Here is a 24612-nt window from a genome sequence, read left to right as displayed (position 1 = left end):
TCCCCTAGCCACGGCTTTCTGCTAAAGCATAGAGGCGGAATACAGACTGAAAGAGGGCCCAAACGGTTAAATGTTCAGGGACTTTTTGTTCCGTCCATTGGTTGGGTTGGCAGTAGAGAAATGGAATGAGCGATCGCAACTGCACTACATCACAGTCAATAAATCGCAATCCCACAAAAAACGGTCCAGAATCGCTATTTTGTTTCCAACGAATTTCAACTTTTAACTCAGTTTTTAAGCCCGGAATCCTCAGTAGACCTAACTTATCGGCAGGCGGTTGTTTCCATTTCCGGTTCAAGCGAACGGCAGCTCCTCCTTCCGAAATATTGATGCTCCGTCCTAACAACCATTCCCCATTGATTTGGAGTTCGCAGGGAAACTGACGGTCAAACCGAGAATGCTGCCGCTGAGGCACATCGATATTAACCAGAACGCAAATGTACAGGAGGATCAGGTTATAGGTGGTCCAAACAATGTTGATTTTGAGGCTATCTGGATTGGCCGTACTCCAAGGGGCATAAAAAATGCGCATGCCCAAACCGAACAAGGACAGCACAATCAGGACCACTAGGGGCAATAGCAAATGCCAATTGATATGTAAACGATTAGCCGCAATGCCCTTAGGGGTCACTTTAAAAGCTTTGCCAAAGGGATTTCTCAGGGTTTGAATGACCGTCAGCATCATGGGAATGCAGAGGATGGTTTCATAGACATCTGACCAAAATGCCGACCGCCGTCCCTCCGTCATCCAAGAAAAAGAGATGGCATTACAGACAAAATAGGGCAGGTAGAAAAAGAGAACCCCGTCAATCGTTGCTCGCAGGGGAGCCAGCTCAAAGAGTAGGTAGGACAGGGGCATCACCAAAAAGATGAACCGGGGGACAGAAAGGCACCAGTACAGTAATCCCAGGGAATGGGAGACTCGCTGCAATAGGTTCAAGCCGGGAATGGTGAAGACATTGGCGGGGCAAAACATGGATTGTAAGGTTCCCTGGCCCCACCGTAAACGCTGGTCAATATAAGCCCCCATATTTTCAGGCGACATGCCAGCTGAAAGGGCTTCATTGAGATATTTAATCTTGTAGCCCAAGGACTGCAACTTCAAAGAGGTAAAGAAGTCTTCCGTGATACTTTCTGTGGGAATACCGCCAATCTCAGCCAATGCCGTGCGCCGGATCACAAAGGAAGACCCGCAGCAAATAACGGAGTTGGTGACATCCCGACTGGGTTGGATATAGCGAAAGAACAGGGCTTGCTCGTTAGTGAGCACCTCTTGTAGTCCCAAATTAACCCCAATGGGGTCTTCGTTATAAAAGTTCTGGGGGGTTTGTAATAACGCGACTTTCTCATCTTGGAAGAATCCGACTGTGCGGGTCAAGAAGTTGGTGGTGGGGATAAAATCAGCATCAAAAACAACGATTAAATCGCCGTCTGTTTTTGCGATCGCATGATTGAGATTCCCTGCCTTTGCATGGTCATTATTGGGACGGATGACGTAGTTGCAGTCCAGCTCTTGAGCCAGTTCGCGAATATGGGGACGTCGCAGATCATCCAAAAGATAGACCCGCTTGTGGTCATACTTCATGGCCTGACAGCCAATAATGGTGCGTCGGAGGACGTCAGGTGGCTCATTATAGGTGGGAATTAAAACGTCTACCCAGGGCTGATACGCGCCGCTGATGACAGCTTGAGACAGGCGATCGGCTTCGGGACTGCGATCAATGCTGGGAATGGTTTGCAGCATAAAGGCTGCCGTGTTGGTGAAAGCCATTAACTCCATGACAAACAGCAAAATGCTGAGGGTGCCATTGAGGGGATCGGACAAATTTAAGGTGTTAAATAGCCGCCACAGCTCATACCGTACACCTAGTCCCACTAACAAAATGGAAATGGTAGCACGGCTCCACAACAGAGGTTGGGGACTAATGGTTTTGAGACAAAAAACAAAGGTGCCGCCGATAGCCGTTGGCAATAGTAACCGATCCAGACGATTGGCTTCAGGGGTAAACACTGCCTGCATCTGTCGCCAAAATGTAGCTAAGTCAGCTAGGATCAACCGTTCTTGAAACTGGCTCCACAGCCAAAAGCCTCCTAGGATAATTACTAAGCACCAGACAATCCGTTCCAGCCAATCGATATCAGTCTGTTTAAGCATGGATGGCCTTAGCGAGAGACGACAACTTCGACACTGCGGCCGACACTACAAAACCGTTCAGGCTTCAGGTCCTCAGAAGCCAGCATGATTCGCACAGCAACGGCGCGTTTAACTAATTCTGGAGGCGGCAGAGCGACGTCTTGTCCGGTGACCACTCGACCTACCCCGGAGCGAATGGATTGGATGCGACCTTCAATTTGATCTTGCTGGCCATCGGTGAGTAGTCGAACATTGACCGCAGAGCCTATTTGCAGGCTTCGAACATCTTCTTCAGCCATAAAGGCATCGACCCAGACCTGCTTACAATCCAATAGCTTAATGAGGGCGTCACCACTATCCACATGTTGTCCTAGAGCGCCACTGCGCCGTTCTACAGACCACACCACGCTATCTGTGGGTACTGTAATGGGTGCATTTTGCTTGAGGGTGAGCTGTTCGGAAATATGAGCGATTTTAAGATTATCTTGCTCAATTTGGGTGCGTAAGACCTGGACTTGCTCTTCTAAATCAGCAATCTCGGTCCGCAGTTCCCGGGCTCGAATATCGGGCAGACTAAAGGTCTTAGAGCCACTGAGCTGTAAACCATTGGCACTGGCAGCTTGCTCTGCTCGGGCTTGACTCAGATCGGCCTGGCGATTTCGCACCACTTCATTGGCCCGTTGGGCTGCAGTCATGGCTTGGTCTGCTCGATCTCGGGATACCGCCCCTGCTTTGACTAAGGAGCCGTACCGCTCAGCTTGTACATTCGCCAGCTTGGCTGCATGTTGGGCATCCCGTAGCTGGGCCTCTTGGAGTCTGATTTGCTGAGTATGAAAGGTGGCTTGGTAGTTCTGCTGTAACACTAACTTTTGTGAGAATTCAGCCAGGAGTTGTCGTCGGTTGGCAATTTTTTGTTGTAGGAGTCGCAGTTGAGATTGGTTTAATCGCAACTGCGACTGAAGTTGTTGACGATTGACTTCTATTTCGGGAGTACGCACATTTTGGACTTGTCCAATTTGAGTGCCAGCAGTTAAGGTTTCCCCTGGGGTTAAATTGTTGAGGGTTAACTGACCTTGCATCGGAGAATGCAGGGACAGGATAGGGGCATTGATATAGGCTTGGTGGCTAACCACTGAGGTTTGGCTACGCCACAGGTAAGACCCTAAAATTGCCAGAACACCAATCCCAGTCCCTAGGCGCAAGAATTTAAAGACGGTTTGCCTAGAAGGCAAAGATAAAGGCTTAGATGGTGTGGGAGCTTCTTTCTCTTTGTCTAATTGGTAAGTTGGATCATTATTGGGGAAATTCTCGATACCAGAAGTCATTACTAGCGAACTCTAAGCCATCAGTCTTACAACTATCTTGGCTTGTAATTTTTATGTTTTCTTCAGTAATCGCACTGAATATTTTAGTGTCTTAATGTTCGATTTTGTGAATGTATTTAAGGTGAATTACCTCAGTTATATAATGGTATTTCAGTGCAAATACTTATGGTAGTTTTTCACTAGATATGTTTATTTTTGCAAGTAGATTTATATTTAAAAGTGTATATATGAAGTTTTTATGTAAGCCAATATACATATTTTTGAATTAATAAATTAACTTAAACTCTTGTCAATTGTAAATTTTAATCTATGCTCTGCAATGCATATGATTGTTTTTCTTAGTATTTATTAAATTGTTCAACTATTTTTGAGATTCATTTAATATAGTTTATTTTGCTATTTTAATTAATCTACAAATAATCTACATCAAATGATTGTAGTTAGTTTATTATGCTGCTTATGATAATTTTCTAGATAGCCTATGTATGCTCAATATTTGATTTAGGGTTGTAGAACAACGGTAATGTGTTCAAGATGTCTAACTTAATGATTTTCTAGGAATTGGGTGAATCCACTCAGAAAAAGTTATCTTGTTTGAGTTTTGGTAGCCAAGATTTGTCTGTCAGGTTGAACGAACGAAACCTCTCAAAACCCATTAAATATTTCACAGCTATTCCTCAATGCATAATGATTCTTTGATATGGGAATGCTGAACTGACTTACCCACAAAATCTTTGGATTAGCCAGCTAAATCAGACTCAGAGTTTGGACTAGAAACAGAGAGATAAAGTGTGTAAGCTTGGCACCAGTTGTAATCTGTGGGAAAAGCTATGTCGGCACCAACCGCGACGCTCCTCATTTCCTGTCCTGATCAAAAGGGGTTAGTGGCGAAGATTGCCCACTTTATTGCGATTCACCATGGCAACATCATCCACGCCGATCACCATACAGATTTCACCCATCAGCTGTTTCTCAGTCGTCTGGAATGGAGTTTAGATGGGTTTCAGTTATCGCGATCGCAAATCGGTACCCAATTCTCTGAACTGGCAGAATCCTTACAGGCCAACTGGCAGCTACACTTTTCCGACCGTAAGCCTCGCATGTCTATTTGGGTCAGCAAGCAGGATCATTGCCTATTGGATTTACTGTGGCGACAACAGGCTGGCGATCTTCCCGTCGAGATTCCCCTGATCATCAGCAACCACAACACCCTGCAACCGATTGCCGAACAATTCAACATCGACTTTTACCACTTACCTGTCAACAAAGAGAGTAAAGCTCGGCAAGAGAAACAGCAGCTGGCCTTACTCAAGCAATACAACATCGACTTGGTCGTCCTTGCCAAGTACATGCAAATCCTCAGTCCTCAATTTATTGCCGCCTTCTCCTCCACCATCAATATTCATCACTCCTTCCTGCCTGCCTTCCCAGGAGCGAACCCTTACCAGAGAGCCTATAAACGAGGCGTCAAAATTATTGGTGCCACGGCCCACTACGTCACCGAAGATTTGGACGAAGGCCCCATCATTGAACAAGAAGTGGTGCGGGTTAGCCACCGGGATTCTAGTGACGAATTTATCCGTAAGGGTAAAGATGTAGAACGTTCAGTGTTGGCCAGAGCGGTTCGTCTTCACCTGCAGAACCGGGTCTTGGTCTATAACCATCGCACCGTCGTTTTTGATTGAGCCCGTTTTCTTCGGTTAGGATTGAGTTCGGTTGATACCGAATTGCCTTGTCTTTGGATCTTATCGCGGCTGCTACTGCTGATAAACCAGAGAATAATGATGAATACCCAACGCGATCGCGCTTGGAGACGACGACAGCGAGCCGTCAAGATTCGGCATCGCCAAACCCGTCATCTGAGTGGTCAAACTGTGAATCGCGGCCGTTTTGCAAAAGTCAAAGGCTACCCATCCTATGGAGAGCCTACCCAGGCAAGACCTAGCAAAGCCTGGAGGCTACTATATTGGCGTTCCAGAAAGCTAAAACGAGCAGCGCAGTTCGGGTTTGACTATCCCCGTAAACCCTGGCGAGACTTGCTTTTAGAGATAGAAGACGTTTGATAACATCACAAAGATGCTGAAGATATTGTTTGTCTGTAGTCGTAACCAGTGGCGCAGCCCAACCGCAGAGCAAGTCTGGAAAAATCATTCAGGCTTGCAGGTGCGATCCGCAGGTACCAGTCCCAAGGCTAAACGGACCCTTTCGATGGCCGATATTCGTTGGGCCGATGTGATCCTAGTGATGGAGAAGAAGCATAAAAATCGAATTCTAGCCCAATTTAAGCAATGGGTGGACCATACCCCCATTCATATTCTGGATATCCCAGATGATTATCAGTACATGGACCCAGACTTAGTCGAGCATCTCCAAGATGTAGTGCCTGGGTATGTAGAGGAGGGACTTAGGGCGAACTCCAGTGATGCTCAGTTTACATAAACTCTCTACGTGTGATAATTTTAATGTCTACGGACGCATAGCTCAGTTGGTTAGAGCACCACGTTGACATCGTGGGGGTCTCCCGTTCGAGTCGGGATGTGTCCATTCGTTACCATTTTCTGGTCAGGGTGGTTGGGGGGCTCAATGGTTTCTGCGAAAGAAGAAGATTCACTGACCGCACGAATCATTGAATTAATTTCCCACAAGCCCCAGACCTTAGTCTCTTTAATTGGCCAAACCCATTCAACCTCTGGGAAGGTGAGTTGGATTTGTCAGAACTTGCGGGGCAAAGGCATTATCGATTTGGATCGAGACGGGGTTTTTTATCTATCTGAAGTGAGTCCCGATGCTTCTGGGCAAAATGGAGTCCCTCAAGTTTCTGCTGACAATGCCCAGCACCTTTCATAGGTGATTATTTGCTATCACTAAGGCGAGGCACACTGCGTTTATAAGTCCTGTGCGCTGAAATCTCTAATCCTCATTACTTTGATGAAAATCACCCAAATTCAAACTCTGCCTGACGAAATTGTTCGCCATAATGCTGCTATCTCTAAAAAGGTGATGTTGAGATCGGGGGATATTCCTCAACTGACTCAATTTTCGCAAGCTCGTTTCCCTGCAGGTCAAATGGCCAAAGCGCATTCCCATCCAGATATGTATGAAGTGTTTTTTGTGGAAGCCGGAACGGGGCAGATGCAGATTGAAGGAATGGCTCATCCCTTAACACCGGGTATTTGTATCACGGTAGAACCCCATGAAGTACATGAGGTGGTGAATACAGGGCAAGAAGACCTGGTATTAACCTATTTTGGTTTGCAGGCAGCTGGAGTTTAATGGCATGGGGGCGTTGATTTATCGGGTTTGAGCATGTCCTCAAGGTCTCTAACGCCCTGGCCCAGGGAAAGTGTTGGCCCATAATGGGTGGCTAGCATTTAGACTAGTGAAACCTATTCATTCATTGGAATACATCCGAAATGCAAGAAGAAACTGAACGCGAACGTCTGGCCAAACGCCAAAGAAATCGAAGTAAAAGAGTGATGGCTTTAAGCTCTGTGGAATTTAAGCCTGTGGAGCGAGACCTAGATCGCAAACGCTTAGAGCAACAAGACAATGCTCGTGAAATGCGTCGTTTAGATGCGTTAGAACGAAATCAGGACTAGATGTCTTTTGGGGTGCCTATTTCCCTGCCATCCACCGACGTCTGAAACCTAGCTTTAGCCACCCACAAATTTAACTGGATAACCCTGTTTTTTGAGGTAGTCTGCGAGCTTTTGGCGATGATCGCCTTGGACCTCAATTTCTTTGTCTTTGAGGGTGCCACCTGCACCGCATTGGGCTTTGAGCCTTTTCGTTAAATCGGCAAGTGTTGCTGATTGGCTTTGAAATCCACTGATAATCGTTACGGTTTTGCCTTTACGACCCTTGCGGGAAACCTGGATTTTTAATGTCTGTTGAGCGGGGGGTGGGTCGGGACGCGACGTTGGGTCGGGCGCTTGAGCATTGCCAAATTCACTGTACACTTGGCGATCGGATTGAGGACGCTGTTTCTTACCCATAGAACCTGTCTTTCCACATTGAACCTTCACTACCCCTCGGAATCTGCCCTAACCCCTTTCCATAATTAAGATAAAATTGGAGTCCGATGATACCATTATTGACTTCGATTTATGAGCCAGGGCACCCTATTTGATAAAGTTTGGGATTTACATACCGTAGATGTACTCCCCTCTGGCCAGACCCAGCTATTTATTGGCCTCCATCTTATCCATGAAGTGACAAGCCCTCAAGCCTTTACGATGCTGCAAGATCGGGGGCTAAAGGTGTTGTACCCACAGCGAACGGTGGCAACGGTCGATCACATTGTACCGACGGAAAATCAGGCGCGTCCCTTTGCCGATGTGCTGGCAGAAGAAATGATGCAGGCCTTGGAGCAGAGCTGCCAAGATCATGGTATTACCTTTCATAATATTGGCTCTGGTAAGCAGGGCATTGTGCATGTCATTGCGCCAGAGCAAGGTTTAACACAACCGGGCATGACGATTGCCTGTGGTGATAGCCATACTTCGACTCATGGGGCTTTTGGTGCGATCGCATTTGGTATTGGAACGAGTCAGGTGCGAGATGTGCTCGCTTCCCAGACCCTCGCCCTCGCCAAGCTCAAGGTGCGCAAAGTTGAAGTCAACGGTACTTTGCCGCCTGGCGTGTATGCCAAAGATGTGATTTTGCACATCATTCGGACCCTTGGCGTGAAAGGGGGCGTGGGCTATGCCTATGAATTTGCCGGAACCACGTTTGAGCAAATGAGTATGGATGAGCGGATGACCGTCTGCAATATGTCCATCGAAGGGGGAGCGCGCTGTGGCTATATCAATCCTGACGCCATTACCTTTGAGTATCTCAAGGGGCGGGAAGCCTCCCCTAAAGGTGCAGATTGGGACCGAGCGGTGGAGTGGTGGCAGAGTATTCGCAGTGATACAGATGCAGTGTATGACGATGTGATCGTTTTTGATGCCCAGGATATCTCACCCACTGTCACCTGGGGTATTACGCCGGGTCAGGGCATTGGCATTGATGAGTCGATTCCTGGTCTCGACCACTTTACGGATGCCGATCAGCCCATTGCCTCTGAAGCCTACAAATATATGGATTTGCAGCCGGGGCAACCGATTCAAGGGACTAAGGTGGATGTTTGTTTTATTGGCAGTTGTACCAATGGCAGAATCAGTGACCTTCGCGAGGCTGCCCAGTTTGCCCAAGGCCACCAGGTTGCAACAGGGGTAAAAGCATTTGTGGTGCCAGGGTCAGAGCAAGTCAAACAGCAGGCCGAATCTGAAGGGTTACATCATATTTTTGAACAAGCTGGATTTGAATGGCGAGAGCCGGGATGTTCCATGTGTTTGGCCATGAATCCCGATAAACTTCAAGGGCGGCAGCTGAGTGCTTCTTCTTCTAATCGGAATTTCAAAGGACGGCAGGGGTCAGCCTCTGGACGAACCTTGCTGATGAGTCCGGCCATGGTAGTGGCCGCGGCCATCAAAGGTGAGGTTGCGGATGTCCGCCAAATCTCTAAGGCTAGCTCATAATCTGGTCTGATCAGAATCCTGCCTTTGAATTTTAGAGCGGTGTGATTGCGCGAGACATTTTGAGATAAAACACCCACGACTCAGAAGCTGATCAGACGTCTGGTTCATGGGTGTTGAGCGAGAATCAAAGGTGCAGAGTATTTTGGGTGTGCCGATCGCTTAGAAATGTTAGCGACGACGGCGACTGCGCTTCTGGGCTTTTCTTTGAGCTTTGAGTTCTTCTAATTTCTGTGCTTGCTCGGGTGTCAGCTCAGCTTTGATATCGTTGTACATTTGCTGACGCAATTCTTTTCGTTGCTGGCGAAGGGCTTGGAGTTGGTCTTTATTGGCACCACCGTCACGCAGTGTTTTCGCCTCTTGGCGTAAGGTTTTCATCTTGGGGCGATAGGAGTCACGAATAGATTTGATTTGAGTGACTTGGGTATCCGTTAAGCCTAGGGTCTGCTTAAATTGTGCAGCCCGCTTTTCCCGCTTGGCAGCCCGTTCTTCTGGACTCAGCTTTTGGCGTTGTGCCAGCACAGTGGATGGGTTTTGGTCGGGCTGGGCTTGAGAGGGTTGCCCCATGTTGACTAGGCCAACTGTTGGTAAAAGAACTGCTGCGATTAAAAGTGAAGAACGGAACTTCATAAGATGGTGTGGCTCCTGACTGGATGAGGTTTGTTTCTTGTTTCCAGCCTATTCAATCCCTTGGGGGTGATACCAGGATCTAAAGACTTAACTCTTGCGAGATAGGGTACTAATTTTGCTTGGGTATAAAGGACTATTCCCCTGTACTCAAGCTAATCCTTAAAGCTAACTTGAGGGTCAAGATTAAACGGCATAAGAAGACCTGATGAGTCCAACAACCCACTTGGTTCTTGAGGAGGATGACCATCAATATGAGGTGACTGCCATGCCATTGTTCATTGGGGTCTGTTGTCCCCACAGGTGAGGAGGATTACAAGCATTGGCATCAGAAGCAATCCACTTTCCAGGACTAGCAGAATCCACTACAGTGAAGGTCATTGGCCGAATTGATAGTGGATTAATTGACCGTGTTTGCATTGCCAAGCCCACCTAGTTCCATTACCGCTCAACTCTTGCTGGTGGGAATATGGCTAGGAATTGTGATCGGAAGTGCTGAACTCCTGAAGCGACTGATCACTACTGATCCTGAAATCACCCGTAAAGTAGTGCATATTGGCACAGGCAATGTCATTTTGTTGGCTTGGTGGCTGGATGTGCCCACTTGGGTTGGTATTGCAGCTTCGGTCATTTTTAGCATTGTTACTCTGCTCTCCTACCGTTACCCCATTTTGTCTAGTGTGAGTGGCGTAGGGCGCAAAAGTTTAGGGACCTTTTTCTATGCCTTGAGCATCGGCATCCTGATTGCTTGGTTTTGGCCCTTAAAGCTGCCTCAATATGCTGCCATTGGTATTTTGACTATGACTTGGGGTGATGGCTTGGCGGCTCTAATTGGCCAGCGATTTGGCCGACATCCCTATCAAGCCTGGGGAATGAAAAAGAGTTGGGAAGGCTCTTTGAGTATGGCAGTCGTCAGCTGTCTGATCATCTATGGGATTTTGTGGATCACCCAGGGCAATATTATGGCAACTTGGGTGAGTGCTGTTGCTATTTCCGTGATTGTTTCTACCCTAGAAGCCTTTTCCAAATGGGGAGTTGACAACCTGACAGTGCCTATTGCCAGTGCGGCCTTGGGCTTTGTTTTTAATGAGTTTTGGCTAACATAGACCTAGCAACAGAGGACAAAGCATGGGACAGTTTGCACAATCATGGGCCGCGAAGTGGTTCTTTTTCTTTCTCTCTGGTGCCATTGCGGTCTATATCCTCCGCGGTCTAGAAGTAATAACCTTTTTCCCTGGCTTTGTGATTTGGGGCTTGGTTCTGCTAGCTATCCTTGCTGGTCTCCTAGCTGCTTTAGAGAACCTGCGCTGAGTTCTTCCTCCATCTCCTTTGCTAGGTTGATGGAGGAAAGCAAGTCCAGCGCCGTTGTAGAAGGCTAGAGGTATCGCAGGGACTCTCTAAATATCGAGTTCAGTCAGATTGAGCCGGGGACCATGAGTTTCAATGAACTCTCGGCGAGGAGCAACGCGATCCCCCATCAGGATGGTGAAAATCCGATCGGCTTCAGCGGCATCCTCAATGTCAATTTGCTTGAGAGTGCGGGTTTCGGGATTCATGGTGGTATCCCAGAGCTGGGTTGGCATCATTTCCCCTAAGCCCTTAAACCGCTGAATGGTGTAGTTGGCATTGGCCGGAAACTCAGTCCGAATCAGGTTCTGAAGTTCGCGTTCGCTATAGCAGTAGTAGTGAGATCGTCCTCGCTCAACCTTATAGAGCGGTGGACAGGCAATATAGATATAGCCTTGGTCAATTAGATCTCGCTGATAGCGGTAGAAAAAGGTGAGTAGCAAGGTCCGAATGTGGGCCCCATCTACGTCTGCGTCAGTCATCAGAATAATCCGATGATACCGGAGTTGGGAGACATCAAATTCTTCGCCTTTAATACCGAGCCCAAGGGCCGTAATCAAAGACTGAATCTCATTATTTTTATAGATCTTGGCATCATCAGTTTTTTCGATGTTGAGGATCTTACCCCGTAGCGGCAAGATGGCCTGGAATCCGCGATCTCGTCCTTGCTTCGCACTTCCTCCCGCAGAATCCCCCTCCACAATGTAGATCTCGGATGTACTGGGGTCACGGGAACTACAGTCTGCTAGCTTGCCCGGCAACGTCGAGGATTCCAATACCGACTTGCGGCGCACCAGTTCTCTAGCCCGTCGAGCAGCCTCAGCAGCATTAAAGGCTTGGAGGGCCTTTTCGATCACCGCATCAGCCACAGTGGGATGAAAGTCTAAATATTCAGTGAGCACTTCACCCACTAAAGAATCAACAATCCCTCGGACTTCTGTGTTGCCCAGCTTGGTTTTCGTTTGACCTTCAAATTCGGGATCAGGGACTTTGACCGAGATAACGGCGGTTAGCCCCTCACGAATATGCTCACCGCCCAGATTGGAATCCCCATCTTTGAGTTTGCCTCGCTTACGGGATAAGGAATTCATGGTCCGCGTGAGCACTGTTTTTAGGCCTTCTAAGTGGGTGCCCCCATCCACGGTCCGGATATTATTAGCAAATCCGAGAAGGTTGTCAGAATAGGCATCTCGGCACCATTGCAGGGCAACTTCTACCGTGACATTATTGCGCTCACCTTCAACATAGATACATTCTTCATGAATGGGCTCTTTTTCCCGGTTCATGTAATCAACATATTCTTTAATACCGCCATCGTAGCGATAGGCCTCTACCTTGGGTTCGTCTGTGCCCAAGAGTTCTAAGCGATTGTCTTGAAAGGTAATTTCTACCCCTGCATTCAGGTAGGCCAATTCCCGCAGACGACTGGCGACGGTTTTGTAGTCAAATTCGGTGGTAACGGTGAAAATCTGAGTATCTGGTAAAAAGGTAATCGCGGTCCCGGACTGTTTCCGATCCGTGTCTTCAACGACCAACTCTGTCTTCGGAATGCCACGCTCAAACCGTTGGGTATGAACTTTGCCGTTGCGCCATACTTTCGCTTCTACCCATTCTGATAGGGCATTAACGACAGAGATACCAACCCCATGTAATCCTCCTGAGACTTTATAACTGTCGCTATCAAATTTGCCCCCAGCATGGAGGATGGTCATCACCGTTTCTAGGGCTGTTTTGCCAGTGGTGGGATGCAAATCTGTGGGGATGCCCCGACCATCGTCGGTCACTCTGACAGAGCCATCTGCATTGAGATAGATATGAATATGCTTACAGTGTCCAGCAAGAGCTTCATCGACAGAGTTGTCCACCACCTCGTACACTAAGTGATGCAATCCCCTGGGGCCAGTGCTGCCGATATACATCCCAGGGCGTTTCCGAACGGGTTCCAACCCTTCCAGGACTTGAATCTGATCTGCACTATAGTTTGTGGCCATTTAATGAAGCGCTCCTATAAGCGACTTAAAGCTATGTTGGTTTGGGTAAATACAAAAAACCCCCCAAATTCTATCACAAATGCCTTTTAAGCGATTTTAGACCTGTCTTAAGGGCTATTTACATTGGGGTTGCATTATTAATTCTTTAGGATTCAGCGGCAATGACGCCAGGGTTAATTGTAGTTTGTGGGCCAACGGCCACGGGAAAATCCTCTCTGGCACTGGCTTTGGCTCAACGTTTAGGTGCACCCATTCTAAGTGCTGACTCCCGGCAAGTCTATCGAGGGTTTGATATTGGTACCGCCAAACCTTCTGTAACAGATCAAGAACAAGTCCCTCACTATCTGATCGATATCTGTGATCCCACCGAGACTTTGACCGTTGCCGACTATCAACAACAGGCCCAAGCTTTAATTTCTAAATTTCATGCTCAAGGCCAAACGCCGCTGATGGTGGGAGGAACTGGACTCTATATTCGAGCCATTGTTGATGGGCTAAAAATGCCGCGAGTGCCGCCGCAATTGGAGTTGCGATCGCAACTCCAATCCCAAGACCAATCCCAGATCTACCAATGGCTCCAGCAAGTTGATCCGCAAGCTGCCCAAAAAATCCATGCCCATGATCAAGTCCGCACCTTAAGGGCATTGGAAGTTTTTTACACCACCGGTATACCCCTATCCGCCCAGCAAGGCAAAAATCCGCCGTCTTACCCCATTTTGCAGATTGGTTTAGACATTAGTGATCTGGATCAGCACACAGCCATCATTCAACAGCGTACTGCCGCTATGTTGGAACAGGGCTGGCTGGCTGAAGTACAGGAACTCATTGAACACTATGGGGCCGAACTCCCCCTCTTAGAAACCTTGGGATATCAAGAAATGAAGGCCTATTTGCACCAGCAAGCTTCCCTCGAAGAAGCAACGGCCCAAACTATTCTTCATACTCGTCAGTTCGCCAAGCGTCAACGTACCTGGTTTAGAGCGAATTCTGCCATTCATTGGTTTGATGCCACGAATTCTGACTTACTTTCTCTGATTTGGGATGATATTCAAGGTCAACCTTGGCTGTAAAGAATAAACTCCATCCATCACCCCCAAAATCTGACTGACCTTTGTTAAAATGGCTGGGTTGTTTTGGCACAGTACCTCTTTGAGCCAGTCTCTCGATTTACCTCAGGTTGGCGACCCCAAAGCTGACGAGTTTCTACAAGAACTAGCAGCGATTCAACAGACCAGTTCCAAGCGCATTGCTATTTTGGGTTCTCGCCACGTTCCCCTCATGCATCAGCACATCATAGAAATGATGAGTTATGCATTAGCCCTTTCTGGAAATCGCCTCCTCACATCGGGTGCGATTGGCACCAATGCTGCTGCGATTCGAGGCGCTATGCGGGCGGATCCAAAGTTATTGACGGTTGTTTTACCCCAAAGCATGACGGAGCAGCCCCCTGAGTCCCAACGGTTGTTGGAGAAGGTGATGCACCTGGTGGAAAAGCCAGAACATGACAATCTGTCTCTAGCAGAAGCCAGCGCCATCTGTAACCAGGAAATCGTAGCTCGATGTGATCAGCTTATTTGCTTCGCCTTTCATGACAGCCACACCTTACTGAAGACCTGCCAGGAAGCTGAAGAGCTACGTAAGCTAGTAACTCTATTCTATTTTGATTAGTGCTATGCCTGGGAGGTCGAAGGCCGCTCAGGTAAATCGAGAGAGCTAATATCCTCTCCAGTCCCCTCTCTCTCATTGGCCGCAAACATGCGCTCTCGCTTTTGCCGCATCTTTTCCAGGTTGGCAATGCTTTCTGCTCGTTTCTGTCTTAGACGTTCCAAATTGGCAACGCTTTCTGCCCGTTTTTGCCGCAGTTCCTCTAAGTTGGCAGTCGTCTGCACCCGCTTTTCCGCTGTCGGCTCTAGGTTAATCGAGTCATTTGTGTTGGATTGGACTGATTCTGGAGGAGTAGCTAGCTCTGGAGCGGTATCTGTGAAAGATTGTGGCAGGGGAAGATCAGCCGCCTTGGGTAGCTGAACGACAGGCTCAGCTTGAGCGTTAGCTGAGACCGGTGCAATGGGCTCTGAGGCGAGGGGTTGGGCTGCTGCAGGAGCTGTCTCTATTTTAAGGGTGGCCTGGGGGGTAGTGGCTGCTGTTGGGGTTGCCGGGGATTCTGCTGATGCTGTTTGCGATTGATTGGGCTCTTCTGCTTCAGCTATGACTTGCCAACCCGAATGCTGATTGATGGCTTGACTGAACTGATCAAAAATTTGAAAACAATGATTATTACTTTGTAGTGGTAATTCTTCATTCTTAACCACAACATCCATATTTGTGACGTTGCTGGTAGCCCTGGTGCTGTCGACTAAAACTTCAATGGTAACGAGTTTGGCAAAGGGGACCTTGCCCGGTTTCTCGCGGGCAATGATGCAGTCCTCTTTAGAGAAAAGCGCTTCTAAATCACAACTCTCCAACACAGCCTTCAATTGTGTAAGACAGTTGCTCAAAGATAATGCAACTGATAGGGAACGAGTATATCGAGCCATGGCAATTCGAAGGATGGGACACTAATGAAAGAAGTTCACACTATAATACCCAATCTGCCTCAGGATTGTGGGAAAAGCACACTCATCAGTATCAGATCTAGAGGTCAAGCCTCAAACCAAAATACTGGCATCCTTCTGTATTTAGGAGAATGGGCTTCTAAGACATGTAAACACGGCAATAAGGGCAATAAACTCACACCAACAACTAATAATCTATCGATAGAGATAAGGATTAAGTCTATGGGTAGAGTATCTGCTATTTTGGGACGAATATTGTATTTTTCATCTGTATTTTTATTTCTTTGCGGCAAAATTAAAAGCCAGCCTATTTCTGAAGGCTATTCTAGCTAAGCATTGCTAGATTTATTAAGTTCTATAAATAGAGAAAGAAAACCGATATGTCTAGCCAATTTCACTAACCGCACTCGTATCAGAACCTGCTCTCTAGTGAAGTGGATAATTGTTAAGGTAGCCTCTCTTCTTCTAGTAATAAGTGCTGATTGTCCCATTCTCAACATTTGTAACACCCAAAGTGGGTATTATCGAACATTAATCTTGAAATCTTAAATCTTGAAATCTTAGGGAGACTGACTCAAAATCGGGACGTAGCTGTCAATAATCTCTTGGCGGCGGAAACACTCGACACTATGGTCATTCACCATGCCCGTGGCCTGCATATGGGCATAACAGATCGTTGAGCCAAAAAACTTAAAGCCTCGTTTGCGAAGGTCCTTGCTCATGGCATCGGATTCTGGACTAGTGGTGGGCCAGGTATCGGATGCACTAAAGGTATTGACGATGGGCTGTCCGCCCACAAAACGCCAGCTATAGCTAGCAAAGCTACCAAATTCTGCCTGAATCTGTAAAAAGACGCGAGCGTTGCCAATAATGGCCTCTATCTTTTTGCGGTTGCGAATAATGCCCGCATTGCCCATTAGGGTCTCTATTTTGGCTGCATCGTAGTGGGCAATCTGTTGGGGATTGAACTGATCAAATGCAATTCGGTAATTTTCGCGTTTACGAAGGACGGTATACCAGCTCAAGCCTGCTTGAGAAGACTCCAGGACTAGATGCTCAAACAAATGCAGATCGTCATAGACGGGAATGCCCCACTCCTGATCGTGATACTGGACATAATCAGGTTTGCCCAGGTCGACCCAGGAACAGCAGCATATCTGATCGGAAGGAGTCACTGGCATTACCTCATGGTCAGGATGCTACGGATTATGGCATAAGTAGCCAAAGCGCTGTCATGTCTCAATCACGGTGTTTTCTCTAGGATGGTATCGAGGGGTGGAATCACAGGCCGTCGACTGTATCTTTTCAGGGTGAGTTCACAACATTCTCATGTTTGCAGCTCAGTATTATTCTGAGAGCATGTTTCGTCTGCTTGTTGTAATTCGTTATGAGGTTGGTCTATGAATTTTAAATTTGCACTCTGGCCAGCAGTGTTAGTGCTGGGAATGGGTTTAAGTATCGGCTGTACAGATCCTTCGACCTCTAGCTCTGAATCTGGGGCTGAACAGAGCCAAACCAACACTAAGCCTGCCGTTTTTTCTGCGGATGGTGCGGCAATTCGAGGATATGATCCGGTGGCTTACTTTACGGATGGCGCTCCAGTAAAAGGAAAAGGAGAATTCTCCCATGACTGGCAGGGGGCCACTTGGCAGTTTGCCAGTGCTGAAAATCGGGATTCTTTTGCCAGCAATCCTGAAAAGTATGCGCCCCAGTATGGGGGCTATTGTGCTTGGGCTGTGAAGAAAGGCACCACTGCCTCTATCGATCCTCAGGCCTGGAAAATTGTAGATGGCAAGCTGTATCTTAATTACAGTCTTGATGTTCAGAAGCAGTGGGAAGGGGATATTCCAGGGAATATTGCTGAAGCTGACAAAAATTGGCCGGATGTCTTGGCACGATAAATGGGCTGGTGGTTTAGGAGAGAGCTGATCTCTAGGTTCTGCCTTCACCAAACTTGGGGAGAAAGTGGGCTTCTTTGGGCTGTATTGGTTCTAGGCTAACGGTGGAAAGTGAGGTTGCCACCATTGATGCCAGTCTTCCCATGGGTTTGTTAATGCCTTAGATGGATCAACTGAGGGGGCATCTACTGAGGTTGATAAGGTCATTCGGGTCCATAGACAGCGATTGTCATGGAGGGGGGCTTGGCCGAGCATCCAGCCCAGAAAACGCCCGGATCGCCAATCGTAAAGGGTGCGATTGCGCTTGAATTGATCGCTAGTGACGGTACTGGTTCCCCGAGGATTGATGCAGGTATCCAGCTGGCTTTCGGGGCCTTGAGTGAATAGGCTGAATGTCCCCACGCCTTCTGCTGATTGAAGTACCGTGCCTAAACTGCCTGTCTGATGTTTAATCAGGGCTTTCAGATCACCATTGGTCTGGGCGAGATAACGCATTTCAATTTGGAGATCGGCGTTGTCTTGACGATAGTGATACCGTTGTCCAGACAATATCTCTCCAGGGATGTCTTGGGAGTCAGGGGTTTGATCAGGCGTAATCGGCTGACTATCAGCGAAGGTCCAATCTGCGAGGGGAATAACTTGGGGAAATGGGTAGGGAGCGACTTGGGGGATTTGGGGTTGGAAGGATGCGATCGCAACCCCCAATACCAAAACCGTTATTCCCCAAACGACCCCCAGTGGGTTTCGCTTAAACCATCTGATCATGATAAAGACCTCCCGTGGTGAGGGGGCAGACTGAGAAGCAGTAGCCCTAGCAGCAATACGGCCAGCAGTGAAAACAGGAGCGACCCATCGCCTTGATGCCAGTAGTGCAATGTGTCCGGTTGACTAGAGAGAATCGCCAGTAGGGCCACACGGCAACCATTGGCAAAGAAGCCGATTAAGACAGCTCCCAGCAGAATGAGATATTTCTGGCGGCCCTGCACGGCAGACAGAATCACATATATCCAGGCTAAGCCCAGGAGTTGGGTAATGGATCTCACGCCAGAACAACCGTTATAGACCTCAATGGCACCCCCTGGCAGGGCAATGGTAAAGCCCTGTTGATGGACGGTAAAGCCCATCAATCGGAGCAGCGTCGTGGAAAACTGTGTGGTCCAGGGGGTGAAATCGAGGAGGTAGAGCAGCTCCCAAGGCATGGCAAAGAAGCCTAAGAGATAGAGTCCCCCTTGGTATTGAGCCAATCCCTGGAGACCGGAAGCCAAGAGGCTCAGACTCACCAGCACTAGCAGGGGATAGAGTCGCAGGAAGTAGTCGGATTCAAAGGTATGGAGCCCTCGATAGACCACGGCTGCCAGCAACAGCAGCCCACCCCCGGTGGCTCGATGTTCGCGCAGCGATAAAGTATGGCGCTGCGTGTAAAGCTGCATGGCGGTTGCGGCCCAAAAGATACTGCTGGCGGGTAAGAGGTAGGGATATTGGCTTCGACGAACTAAGAGGAGATGGAGCAAGATTTGGGTAACCCCAATGGCGATTAGCCAAGTCTTTGCCCCCTTTTGTGATGGGACCAGGATCATGACTGCCTCCGAGTGGGCAACCATTTCAAGCCATGCTTTTTGGCCATGACGAGAAAGATGCCAAAGAGGGCAATCAGATAACCGAGGATTTCACTAGGTTCCGGGGTAGCATGGGCAGCCGGATTAGTGAGTTTCATGCCTTCTGGTAGATCGACGGGCACCCGTTGTGTGAGGTTGGGATTGTTGGGGTCGACGCGGATTTCTTCCGTGACAGCGACAAAGGCAGTGTATTTAGAGAGCAAACGATAGGCGAGGGCGGTATTGGTCACCTGCTTAACTGCCGGGTCCGTTTCTCGGCCATACATCTGATTCATCAAGCTCTTGATCCGGTTGCGGCCCCAAAGTTGGGCAATAGCTTCATTGCCAGAGGCATTAAACTTGACCCCCAAGACCTGTTCATAGGGTTTTCCACCGGCCATCCGTCCCGTAATTTTCAGTTTGCCGGACTGGCCATCTTGCTTGCGCCCATGGAGAACAAGGGGCTGATTGGCGAACAGATCGGGAACGCGCTGGGGATAAATATCTGGACCTTTGCCAGGCCCCACCCAGGAGACTTCGATATCCGTTAAGACGGGCTTGTTAATAGTTTTGACGAACTTAGCGGCCACCTTCTCTGCTGAGTCTTTGGGGGCGACGACTTCAACCGATCCTCGACCGACTTCTGCTAGTCGATCCAGCAAGAATCGATTGGTGGAATAGCCCACACCAAAAGGATAAATCCGATTCCCCGGCTTGAGGCGATCGCGGACTGCGGCAATCACGGTTTCATCATCGCCAATTAGGCCATCTGTGAGCAGCACCACACTCCGTAGGCGACCATCTGGGGCAGGGGGAAAGGCGGCAACGGTATTGATGCCATTCATCAGCTCTGTGCCCCCATCGGCATTTAGCTTTTTGATATAGGCGAGGGCCTTTTGGCGGTTGACTGGGGTATTGGCTAGGGGCTTTTCGGATAGCTTGGAGGTGGTGTTGGAGAAGTTGATGATGCTGAAGGTATCGTTGGGATTGAGCTTGTCCAAGAACTGGGTCATCAGCTTTTTGGATTGGACAATGGGTGGCCCACTCTGGGAGCCGGAGGTATCCATTAGGAACACCACATCCTTGGGGACAATCTCATTCGACTTATATTTGAGAGCTGGAATTAAATAGGTGGCAAAGTGCCCGCCCCGTTGGTCAGACTGGGTGAGCAGGGTGGCTTGAGTTTGTTTGTTGGCGACCTGATAGCGCAGAATTAGGTCTTTGTTGGGGATGGTGGTTTGATTCGCTAACTTAACCTGAGTTTGCTGACCTTTTTGACTAGTGAGGATGGGATGGGAGGGCGATCGCAAATTCCGTATCGGCACCCCCGCATCTAAATTGACGGTGATACTGATATCGTTGCCAGACCGCTGCTTTGGAGGTAGTACGGGGGGCGTAATCTTGGCGGCATCGGCGACCCGAGTGGTATTGCCTGCTGCATCAATCTGAGCCCCAGGAATATAGCGAGGCCCAACCACGGTAGGAAAGACAAACTCGTAATCGCCCCCCTCGAACTCCAGGCTGTTGGTGTAGCGAATCACGACTTCAATGGTTTCCCCTGGCACGATATTGGCGAGGGATTGGGAAAATAAATTGGCCCGCTCTTGCTCCAGTAGGGCAGCAGTTTTGCCCTCCTGCTTGGCCGTTTCATAGATTTGCTTGGCTTCTTGCCGCTCTTTGATCACACCGCGAATAATCCGATTGCCAATCCGAATTTCCATATCGTCCACGGCGGCATCTTCGGGGAGCGGAAACTGATAGATCGCTTCCAAAGGCCGGTCATAGGGATTAGTAAAGGTTTGCTTGACCTCTACCCGCGATAGGTTGCCGGAGATATCGGCTTCTACATCGGTCTGTTTGAGGGGAAAGGACAGTTTCTTGCCATCTACCTCAGCAAATAGACCTCCGGTGGGACTATCCGCTTTGCGGTCTATCTCTTGTTGGGGTTGGGACAGCTTGGGGGACTGGGCATGGGATTTAGATTCGAACCGCAGTACATTTGAGCTGACAAATACGGTCCCTGCGACCATGCCAGAGAGTAATAGCAGGGTGGAAATGGGTTGATGCCAAGAACCCGGTTGTTGACTGGGATGGGACATGTGAGACTCCTTACACCAAATGCAATTGACCCCATTCTGGTCAAGGTGAAAGGAAGAACCAAGGGGAATTAATTGGGTGTTGTAGCGGAGTGCGATCGCAAATTATTGGAATTTATAGGTTTTAATTGGGAAGTGGGTTCCGGCATTAACAGCGCCAATAGCATTACCAGAAATTGGGTATGGAGAACGACGCAGATTTTAGCTGGCCCGTGGCCCGAGACTTTGCCAATCGACTGATCTTTACAGCGACCACCAAACACCTGAGTGATCTGGAAGTCCAGGTATTGCAAGGGTCTTGGAATCATCAAACCTATGAGCAAATGGCGGAGCAGCTAAACTATGGGTCTGCTTACCTCAACCGAGATATTGGTAGTCCTTTGTGGAAGCGCTTGGGACAGGCGCTAAACGAGAAGGTTAGTAAAACCAATTTTAAAGAGGCGTTACGACGGGCTTGGGAACAGCAGGCCCACTCCACGCCTGCGGTAGCTTTGAATCCAGCTCCAATCATTGAAGGTCCCCTTTCGCCGGAGTCTCCTTTTTATTTGGAGCGGGCGGGTGTCGAACAACTAGGCTGCCAGACATTACTTAAACCGGGAGCATTACTGCGGATTAAAGCACCGCAACTGATGGGTAAAACTTCATTGCTCTATCACTTGATGGCCTTTGCTCAGCAGCAAGCCTATCCCACGGTCTATATCGATATGGGGAGTGTCGATAAGTCTGTTTTGGCGAGCTTGGAGAAGCTATTAAAGTGGCTCTGTGCCATGACTAGCCGCCAACTTCGTTTACAAAATCGACTCTCAGAACTTTGGGATTCAGAGATTTTTGGCAGTAATGATAATTGCACGGCCTATTTTGAAGATCATTTATTCCTAGAAGTGCAGGGACCGTTCGTTTTAGGACTAGATAATGTCGATCGCCTATTCCCCTTTCAAGACATCATCGAAGACTTTTTTGGTATGTTGCGGAGCTGGCATGAGAAGGGGCGAATCTCTCAGCAATGGCAACAATTACGGCTAATTTTGGTTCATTCAACGGAAGCTTATATCCCGCTGGATTATCATCAATCTCCTTTTAATACGGGGGTTCCCATTGGCCTTTCGGAGTTCACTGCAAACCAAATCCAACACCTTGCTCAACTGCATCAGGTGGCTCTTACTGAGGGTGAGTTGTCGAAACTAATGGCGATGATTGGGGGGCACCCCTATTTGGTTCGGGTAGCGCTATCTGCCCTCAGTACGAGGGAACTGACGTTTAATCAGCTTGTGCAAATGGCTGCTAGTGATGAGGGGATTTATAGTGGTCATCTGTTGCACCACTGGGTAACGTTGCAGCAGACGCCTAATTTGATGCAGGCATTTCAAGGGGTGCTAACGGCTACTGCATCTCTTAACCCTGTGCAAGCCTATAAACTCCATAGTATGGGGTTAATCAAGCGAGAGAACAATCAAGTTATTCCTCGTAATGACCTTTATGAATCTTATTTTCAAAGGATATATTCGAGCTAAAATTCTTGTCATAGATTGCAAAAAATAGGAGTACTTACTATCTGTAGAAACACTATCTATAGCCTTTAAATAGTACTTAAATAAAATACAGTTTTTCCCTTAGAGTGGGATTGAAGTTATGACAGAACTTACAGAACTTGCTGAACAAGCCATTGCTAAGATCAAAGCTTTGATCTTAGCGTTGCCTCCTAATGTGCAAGATGCGATTGCAGCCAATATTCTGGGGGATTTTGAAAATTCTCAAGATGAGATCACAGGCAAGATTTTTTCGACAGATTGTGAGGGTGAGGCGTGCGGAAATCAGGCCAATGAAAACTCTCAAAAAGCTTTTCTCAAAGTAATATCATCGGCCATATCTGAATATCCGCTTCAGGAGGAATCAAGGGGCTTTACCTCAGATGAAATCCTTCAATATTTGGATAAAAAGGATTATCCTCTACTCAATCTGAATTACGACATCGCAGCAGTTAGAGTGACAGGCTTTTGTAATCGAGAGAGCTGGGCAATTGTATATGAACTACTGATGAACTACCCGTCTTCAGATGGAATAGGACTGATGCTCCGTGCCTATGGACCTGGAGTGAAAGTAGAAGAAGGATTTGGCACGCCAGCTTTACATTCATCTTTTCAATGGGACGATAGAGAAGTGAAATATGACGAAAATTATCAGCGTATTATCTCTCAAGAACTAGAGGTATATATTCGTGATGAGCTAGTTGCAATCCCTTCGAAAGATGTGGTCAGACAAAATCTAGCACCTGAATATGATTTCGATCTTCTAGTGAATCTTGTAGAGAGTTTTGGCGAAGAATTATACTCAACAGACGAGGAGCTATATTTGTATGTTTCAAAAAATCTAGAAAAGCTCGTTCAATTTGATGATTGGCATCATAACTATAATCATCATGATCAAGGTAAAGGTGTTTTTGAAGGCAATAAATTTCACATCCCTATTTATACATCAGGCGTAACAGTTATTACGAAGATTTTGGAAACGCAATATTTCGATTTGTGTGAATTGCAATCAGTTAGACAGTTGGGTTTTGAGTGGACAACCTACGAATAATGCCTCATTGAAAATCTTTTTATAAAAACTTGGTACATAGTTGAGTTTTACTACTACTCATTCTGGTGCAAGGCAGTCGGGTCCATAAAGCCAAGATCAGCAGTGAACGTAATGATGGGTGACAGGCTTATGACTATTCAAGATTTGACAACTTGGTCTAACAGCACTGGTTCACCATTCCCCAAGTTAGAATAGTGAACATAACTAGCGTTACGTCACTAGCCAATGACCGTTCGACATCCTCGCTACAGCAAAGAAGAGTTTGCTAAGCAAGGCAATGAGATCTATGAAACCCAGGTACGCTCCCAAGTTGAAGCGGGCAATCATGGCAAAATCGTGGCAATTGATATCGAAACTGGCGCTTTTGAGGTAGCTGATACCCCTATTTCAGCAACAGATCGACTTTATGAGCGTTATCCAAACGCTCAACCCTGGGTGATTCGGATAGGTCATCAGGCCGTCTATCGTTTTGGCTCCCGGAGTCGTAAGAACACGGTATGATGCACGGCTTCGTCAACCAACGTTGTGAAGCCATCCTTCGCGTTGCAGTGGGTCATGCCGATGCACCCAAGCAAATCGTTGAAGCTGTCATTGATACAGGGTTCACAGGCTTTTTATCTCTTCCACCCTCAACCATTACCACCCTTGGCCTACCTTGGTATTTCCGTGATATTGGGACTTTAGGCGATGGCAGTGAGGTCGTTTTTGATATGCATAAAGCAACGGTAATTTGGGATGGCAAACCTCAGATTATTGATGTGGCAGCTTCTGAAGCAGATCCGCTAATCGGCATGAGCTTGCTATATGGATTTAAGCTGCAAGTTGATGTCACTGAAGGCGGAACTGTAACTATTGCAGCCATAAACTAAAGCATGGTGATCCACAAGTTAGTCTTAAAAGACTCATAGATTAATGGAATCTACTAGCCATCGCTAATCTCTGCCGATACAG

Annotated in this window: 28 protein-coding genes and 1 tRNA gene; 18 read left to right on the top strand and 11 right to left on the bottom strand. The window is 47.8% G+C overall.

The genetic code is table 11. From position 1 onward, the window contains the following. Positions 1–4 precede the first annotated feature (4 nt). The gene (locus I1H34_RS05600; protein ID WP_212664728.1) at positions 5–2155 is read right to left on the bottom strand and encodes a glycosyltransferase family 2 protein; all 2151 of its coding nucleotides are present in this window, start codon (positions 2153–2155) and stop codon (positions 5–7) included. A gap of 8 nt (positions 2156–2163) precedes the next feature. Then, on the bottom strand, positions 2164–3459 hold the full coding sequence (locus tag I1H34_RS05595) for an HlyD family secretion protein (RefSeq protein ID WP_212664727.1): 1296 nt from the start codon (positions 3457–3459) through the stop codon (positions 2164–2166). 830 nt (positions 3460–4289) lie between these two features. Here I1H34_RS05595 and purU point away from each other — a divergent pair. The 7 genes from purU (at position 4290) to I1H34_RS05560 (ending at position 7058) form a co-directional block, all read left to right on the top strand. Beyond that, positions 4290–5144 (top strand): formyltetrahydrofolate deformylase, encoded by an 855-nt coding sequence (gene purU, locus I1H34_RS05590; RefSeq protein ID WP_212664726.1) that lies wholly within the window; start codon positions 4290–4292, stop codon positions 5142–5144. Between the two features lie 96 nt (positions 5145–5240). Beyond that, positions 5241–5522, top strand: a complete 282-nt coding sequence (locus I1H34_RS05585; protein WP_212664725.1) for a hypothetical protein — start codon at positions 5241–5243, stop codon at positions 5520–5522. Between the two features lie 13 nt (positions 5523–5535). Then, positions 5536–5898, top strand: a complete 363-nt coding sequence (locus tag I1H34_RS05580) for a low molecular weight protein tyrosine phosphatase family protein (protein WP_212664724.1) — start codon at positions 5536–5538, stop codon at positions 5896–5898. A gap of 31 nt (positions 5899–5929) precedes the next feature. After that, a tRNA-Val gene (locus I1H34_RS05575) sits at positions 5930–6003 on the top strand. 39 nt (positions 6004–6042) lie between these two features. Then, positions 6043–6306, top strand: coding sequence for a hypothetical protein (locus I1H34_RS05570; protein ID WP_212664723.1), 264 nt, complete (start codon positions 6043–6045; stop codon positions 6304–6306). A gap of 81 nt (positions 6307–6387) precedes the next feature. Then, entirely contained in the window at positions 6388–6732 is a 345-nt protein-coding gene (locus tag I1H34_RS05565; RefSeq protein WP_212664722.1) for a cupin domain-containing protein, read from the top strand. 140 nt (positions 6733–6872) lie between these two features. Then, complete coding sequence (locus I1H34_RS05560; RefSeq protein ID WP_212664721.1) at positions 6873–7058, top strand: hypothetical protein; 186 nt, start codon at positions 6873–6875, stop codon at positions 7056–7058. Positions 7059–7112: 54 nt separating this feature from the next. Here I1H34_RS05560 and I1H34_RS05555 read toward each other — a convergent pair whose 3' ends face one another. Next, entirely contained in the window at positions 7113–7454 is a 342-nt protein-coding gene (locus I1H34_RS05555; protein ID WP_212664720.1) for a translation initiation factor, read from the bottom strand. Between the two features lie 111 nt (positions 7455–7565). Between I1H34_RS05555 and leuC the strand changes: the two genes are divergently transcribed. Next, on the top strand, positions 7566–8981 hold the full coding sequence (leuC, locus tag I1H34_RS05550) for a 3-isopropylmalate dehydratase large subunit (RefSeq protein WP_212664719.1): 1416 nt from the start codon (positions 7566–7568) through the stop codon (positions 8979–8981). Between the two features lie 168 nt (positions 8982–9149). On the opposite strand, the gene I1H34_RS05545 is transcribed toward leuC, so the two are convergent. Beyond that, a complete protein-coding gene (locus I1H34_RS05545) occupies positions 9150–9608 on the bottom strand; it encodes a Spy/CpxP family protein refolding chaperone (RefSeq protein WP_212664718.1) in 459 nt (152 codons plus the stop codon). Positions 9609–9854: 246 nt separating this feature from the next. Beyond that, positions 9855–10025 (bottom strand): hypothetical protein, encoded by a 171-nt coding sequence (locus I1H34_RS05540; RefSeq protein ID WP_212664717.1) that lies wholly within the window; start codon positions 10023–10025, stop codon positions 9855–9857. Between I1H34_RS05540 and I1H34_RS05535 the strand changes: the two genes are divergently transcribed. Together I1H34_RS05535 and I1H34_RS05530 are read left to right on the top strand one after the other, a co-directional pair. Further along, the gene (locus I1H34_RS05535; protein ID WP_212664716.1) at positions 10010–10711 is read left to right on the top strand and encodes a diacylglycerol/polyprenol kinase family protein; all 702 of its coding nucleotides are present in this window, start codon (positions 10010–10012) and stop codon (positions 10709–10711) included. The two genes, I1H34_RS05540 and I1H34_RS05535, sit on opposite strands and share 16 nt — an antisense overlap. A 22-nt stretch (positions 10712–10733) precedes the next feature. Further along, entirely contained in the window at positions 10734–10916 is a 183-nt protein-coding gene (locus I1H34_RS05530) for a hypothetical protein (RefSeq protein ID WP_212664715.1), read from the top strand. Positions 10917–11002: 86 nt separating this feature from the next. Here I1H34_RS05530 and gyrB read toward each other — a convergent pair whose 3' ends face one another. After that, on the bottom strand, positions 11003–12943 hold the full coding sequence (gene gyrB, locus I1H34_RS05525; RefSeq protein ID WP_212664714.1) for a DNA topoisomerase (ATP-hydrolyzing) subunit B: 1941 nt from the start codon (positions 12941–12943) through the stop codon (positions 11003–11005). Positions 12944–13104: 161 nt separating this feature from the next. Between gyrB and miaA the strand changes: the two genes are divergently transcribed. Beyond that, positions 13105–14013 carry a tRNA (adenosine(37)-N6)-dimethylallyltransferase MiaA gene (gene miaA, locus I1H34_RS05520; RefSeq protein WP_212664713.1) on the top strand — a complete coding sequence of 303 codons (909 nt, stop codon included), beginning with the start codon at positions 13105–13107 and terminating at the stop codon, positions 14011–14013. A gap of 79 nt (positions 14014–14092) precedes the next feature. After that, the gene (locus I1H34_RS05515; protein ID WP_212666151.1) at positions 14093–14611 is read left to right on the top strand and encodes an LOG family protein; all 519 of its coding nucleotides are present in this window, start codon (positions 14093–14095) and stop codon (positions 14609–14611) included. 2 nt (positions 14612–14613) lie between these two features. On the opposite strand, the gene I1H34_RS05510 is transcribed toward I1H34_RS05515, so the two are convergent. Further along, positions 14614–15477: a hypothetical protein gene (locus I1H34_RS05510; protein WP_249369835.1), complete on the bottom strand. Its 864-nt coding sequence runs from the start codon at positions 15475–15477 to the stop codon at positions 14614–14616. 24 nt (positions 15478–15501) lie between these two features. Here I1H34_RS05510 and I1H34_RS05505 point away from each other — a divergent pair, with 24 nt between their 5' ends. Continuing rightward, positions 15502–15828, top strand: coding sequence for a hypothetical protein (locus I1H34_RS05505; protein WP_212664712.1), 327 nt, complete (start codon positions 15502–15504; stop codon positions 15826–15828). Positions 15829–16055: 227 nt separating this feature from the next. Here the strand turns inward: I1H34_RS05505 and I1H34_RS05500 are convergent, their stop codons facing one another. Beyond that, complete coding sequence (locus tag I1H34_RS05500; protein WP_212664711.1) at positions 16056–16670, bottom strand: DNA-3-methyladenine glycosylase I; 615 nt, start codon at positions 16668–16670, stop codon at positions 16056–16058. Between the two features lie 225 nt (positions 16671–16895). Between I1H34_RS05500 and I1H34_RS05495 the strand changes: the two genes are divergently transcribed. Then, positions 16896–17396 carry a YHS domain-containing (seleno)protein gene (locus tag I1H34_RS05495; protein ID WP_212664710.1) on the top strand — a complete coding sequence of 167 codons (501 nt, stop codon included), beginning with the start codon at positions 16896–16898 and terminating at the stop codon, positions 17394–17396. Positions 17397–17486: 90 nt separating this feature from the next. On the opposite strand, the gene I1H34_RS05490 is transcribed toward I1H34_RS05495, so the two are convergent. The 3 genes from I1H34_RS05490 to I1H34_RS05480 are packed head-to-tail and all read right to left on the bottom strand — an operon-like array spanning position 17487 to position 21087. Next, complete coding sequence (locus I1H34_RS05490) at positions 17487–18158, bottom strand: cyanoexosortase A system-associated protein (RefSeq protein WP_212664709.1); 672 nt, start codon at positions 18156–18158, stop codon at positions 17487–17489. Continuing rightward, positions 18155–18970, bottom strand: a complete 816-nt coding sequence (crtA, locus tag I1H34_RS05485; protein ID WP_249369833.1) for a cyanoexosortase A — start codon at positions 18968–18970, stop codon at positions 18155–18157. The genes I1H34_RS05490 and crtA overlap by 4 nt, the downstream gene beginning before the upstream one ends. Next, positions 18967–21087 carry a VIT and vWA domain-containing protein gene (locus I1H34_RS05480; protein WP_212664707.1) on the bottom strand — a complete coding sequence of 707 codons (2121 nt, stop codon included), beginning with the start codon at positions 21085–21087 and terminating at the stop codon, positions 18967–18969. Before I1H34_RS05480 ends, crtA begins: the two co-directional genes overlap by 4 nt. A gap of 179 nt (positions 21088–21266) precedes the next feature. Here I1H34_RS05480 and I1H34_RS05475 point away from each other — a divergent pair, with 179 nt between their 5' ends. The 4 genes from I1H34_RS05475 (at position 21267) to I1H34_RS05460 (ending at position 24530) form a co-directional block, all read left to right on the top strand. Further along, a complete protein-coding gene (locus I1H34_RS05475) occupies positions 21267–22595 on the top strand; it encodes an AAA-like domain-containing protein (protein ID WP_212664706.1) in 1329 nt (442 codons plus the stop codon). A gap of 118 nt (positions 22596–22713) precedes the next feature. Further along, on the top strand, positions 22714–23661 hold the full coding sequence (locus tag I1H34_RS05470; RefSeq protein WP_212664705.1) for a DUF7003 family protein: 948 nt from the start codon (positions 22714–22716) through the stop codon (positions 23659–23661). 225 nt (positions 23662–23886) lie between these two features. Then, on the top strand, positions 23887–24162 hold the full coding sequence (locus I1H34_RS05465; RefSeq protein WP_212664704.1) for a hypothetical protein: 276 nt from the start codon (positions 23887–23889) through the stop codon (positions 24160–24162). Beyond that, entirely contained in the window at positions 24159–24530 is a 372-nt protein-coding gene (locus I1H34_RS05460; RefSeq protein WP_212664703.1) for a clan AA aspartic protease, read from the top strand. The genes I1H34_RS05465 and I1H34_RS05460 overlap by 4 nt, the downstream gene beginning before the upstream one ends. Positions 24531–24612: the final 82 nt, after the last annotated feature.

It is taken from the genome of Acaryochloris marina S15 (assembly GCF_018336915.1).
Taxonomy (GTDB): Bacteria; Cyanobacteriota; Cyanobacteriia; order Thermosynechococcales; family Thermosynechococcaceae; genus Acaryochloris; species Acaryochloris marina_A.
This window is presented reverse-complemented; position numbering and strand designations above follow the sequence as displayed.

What these genes read in the sequence shown, in the direction of transcription:
- I1H34_RS05600 (WP_212664728.1), bottom strand. Translation starts at nt 2,155, where the DNA reads ATGCTTAAACAGACTGATATCGATTGGCTGGAACGGATTGTCTGGTGC.
- I1H34_RS05595 (WP_212664727.1), bottom strand. Translation starts at nt 3,459, where the DNA reads ATGACTTCTGGTATCGAGAATTTCCCCAATAATGATCCAACTTACCAA.
- purU (WP_212664726.1), top strand. Translation starts at nt 4,290, where the DNA reads ATGTCGGCACCAACCGCGACGCTCCTCATTTCCTGTCCTGATCAAAAG.
- I1H34_RS05585 (WP_212664725.1), top strand. Translation starts at nt 5,241, where the DNA reads ATGATGAATACCCAACGCGATCGCGCTTGGAGACGACGACAGCGAGCC.
- I1H34_RS05580 (WP_212664724.1), top strand. Translation starts at nt 5,536, where the DNA reads ATGCTGAAGATATTGTTTGTCTGTAGTCGTAACCAGTGGCGCAGCCCA.
- I1H34_RS05570 (WP_212664723.1), top strand. Translation starts at nt 6,043, where the DNA reads ATGGTTTCTGCGAAAGAAGAAGATTCACTGACCGCACGAATCATTGAA.
- I1H34_RS05565 (WP_212664722.1), top strand. Translation starts at nt 6,388, where the DNA reads ATGAAAATCACCCAAATTCAAACTCTGCCTGACGAAATTGTTCGCCAT.
- I1H34_RS05560 (WP_212664721.1), top strand. Translation starts at nt 6,873, where the DNA reads ATGCAAGAAGAAACTGAACGCGAACGTCTGGCCAAACGCCAAAGAAAT.
- I1H34_RS05555 (WP_212664720.1), bottom strand. Translation starts at nt 7,454, where the DNA reads ATGGGTAAGAAACAGCGTCCTCAATCCGATCGCCAAGTGTACAGTGAA.
- leuC (WP_212664719.1), top strand. Translation starts at nt 7,566, where the DNA reads ATGAGCCAGGGCACCCTATTTGATAAAGTTTGGGATTTACATACCGTA.
- I1H34_RS05545 (WP_212664718.1), bottom strand. Translation starts at nt 9,608, where the DNA reads ATGAAGTTCCGTTCTTCACTTTTAATCGCAGCAGTTCTTTTACCAACA.
- I1H34_RS05540 (WP_212664717.1), bottom strand. Translation starts at nt 10,025, where the DNA reads ATGCAAACACGGTCAATTAATCCACTATCAATTCGGCCAATGACCTTC.
- I1H34_RS05530 (WP_212664715.1), top strand. Translation starts at nt 10,734, where the DNA reads ATGGGACAGTTTGCACAATCATGGGCCGCGAAGTGGTTCTTTTTCTTT.
- gyrB (WP_212664714.1), bottom strand. Translation starts at nt 12,943, where the DNA reads ATGGCCACAAACTATAGTGCAGATCAGATTCAAGTCCTGGAAGGGTTG.
- miaA (WP_212664713.1), top strand. Translation starts at nt 13,105, where the DNA reads ATGACGCCAGGGTTAATTGTAGTTTGTGGGCCAACGGCCACGGGAAAA.
- I1H34_RS05510 (WP_249369835.1), bottom strand. Translation starts at nt 15,477, where the DNA reads ATGGCTCGATATACTCGTTCCCTATCAGTTGCATTATCTTTGAGCAAC.
- I1H34_RS05505 (WP_212664712.1), top strand. Translation starts at nt 15,502, where the DNA reads ATGAAAGAAGTTCACACTATAATACCCAATCTGCCTCAGGATTGTGGG.
- I1H34_RS05495 (WP_212664710.1), top strand. Translation starts at nt 16,896, where the DNA reads ATGAATTTTAAATTTGCACTCTGGCCAGCAGTGTTAGTGCTGGGAATG.
- I1H34_RS05490 (WP_212664709.1), bottom strand. Translation starts at nt 18,158, where the DNA reads ATGATCAGATGGTTTAAGCGAAACCCACTGGGGGTCGTTTGGGGAATA.
- crtA (WP_249369833.1), bottom strand. Translation starts at nt 18,970, where the DNA reads ATGATCCTGGTCCCATCACAAAAGGGGGCAAAGACTTGGCTAATCGCC.
- I1H34_RS05480 (WP_212664707.1), bottom strand. Translation starts at nt 21,087, where the DNA reads ATGTCCCATCCCAGTCAACAACCGGGTTCTTGGCATCAACCCATTTCC.
- I1H34_RS05475 (WP_212664706.1), top strand. Translation starts at nt 21,267, where the DNA reads ATGGAGAACGACGCAGATTTTAGCTGGCCCGTGGCCCGAGACTTTGCC.
- I1H34_RS05470 (WP_212664705.1), top strand. Translation starts at nt 22,714, where the DNA reads ATGACAGAACTTACAGAACTTGCTGAACAAGCCATTGCTAAGATCAAA.
- I1H34_RS05465 (WP_212664704.1), top strand. Translation starts at nt 23,887, where the DNA reads ATGACCGTTCGACATCCTCGCTACAGCAAAGAAGAGTTTGCTAAGCAA.
- I1H34_RS05460 (WP_212664703.1), top strand. Translation starts at nt 24,159, where the DNA reads ATGATGCACGGCTTCGTCAACCAACGTTGTGAAGCCATCCTTCGCGTT.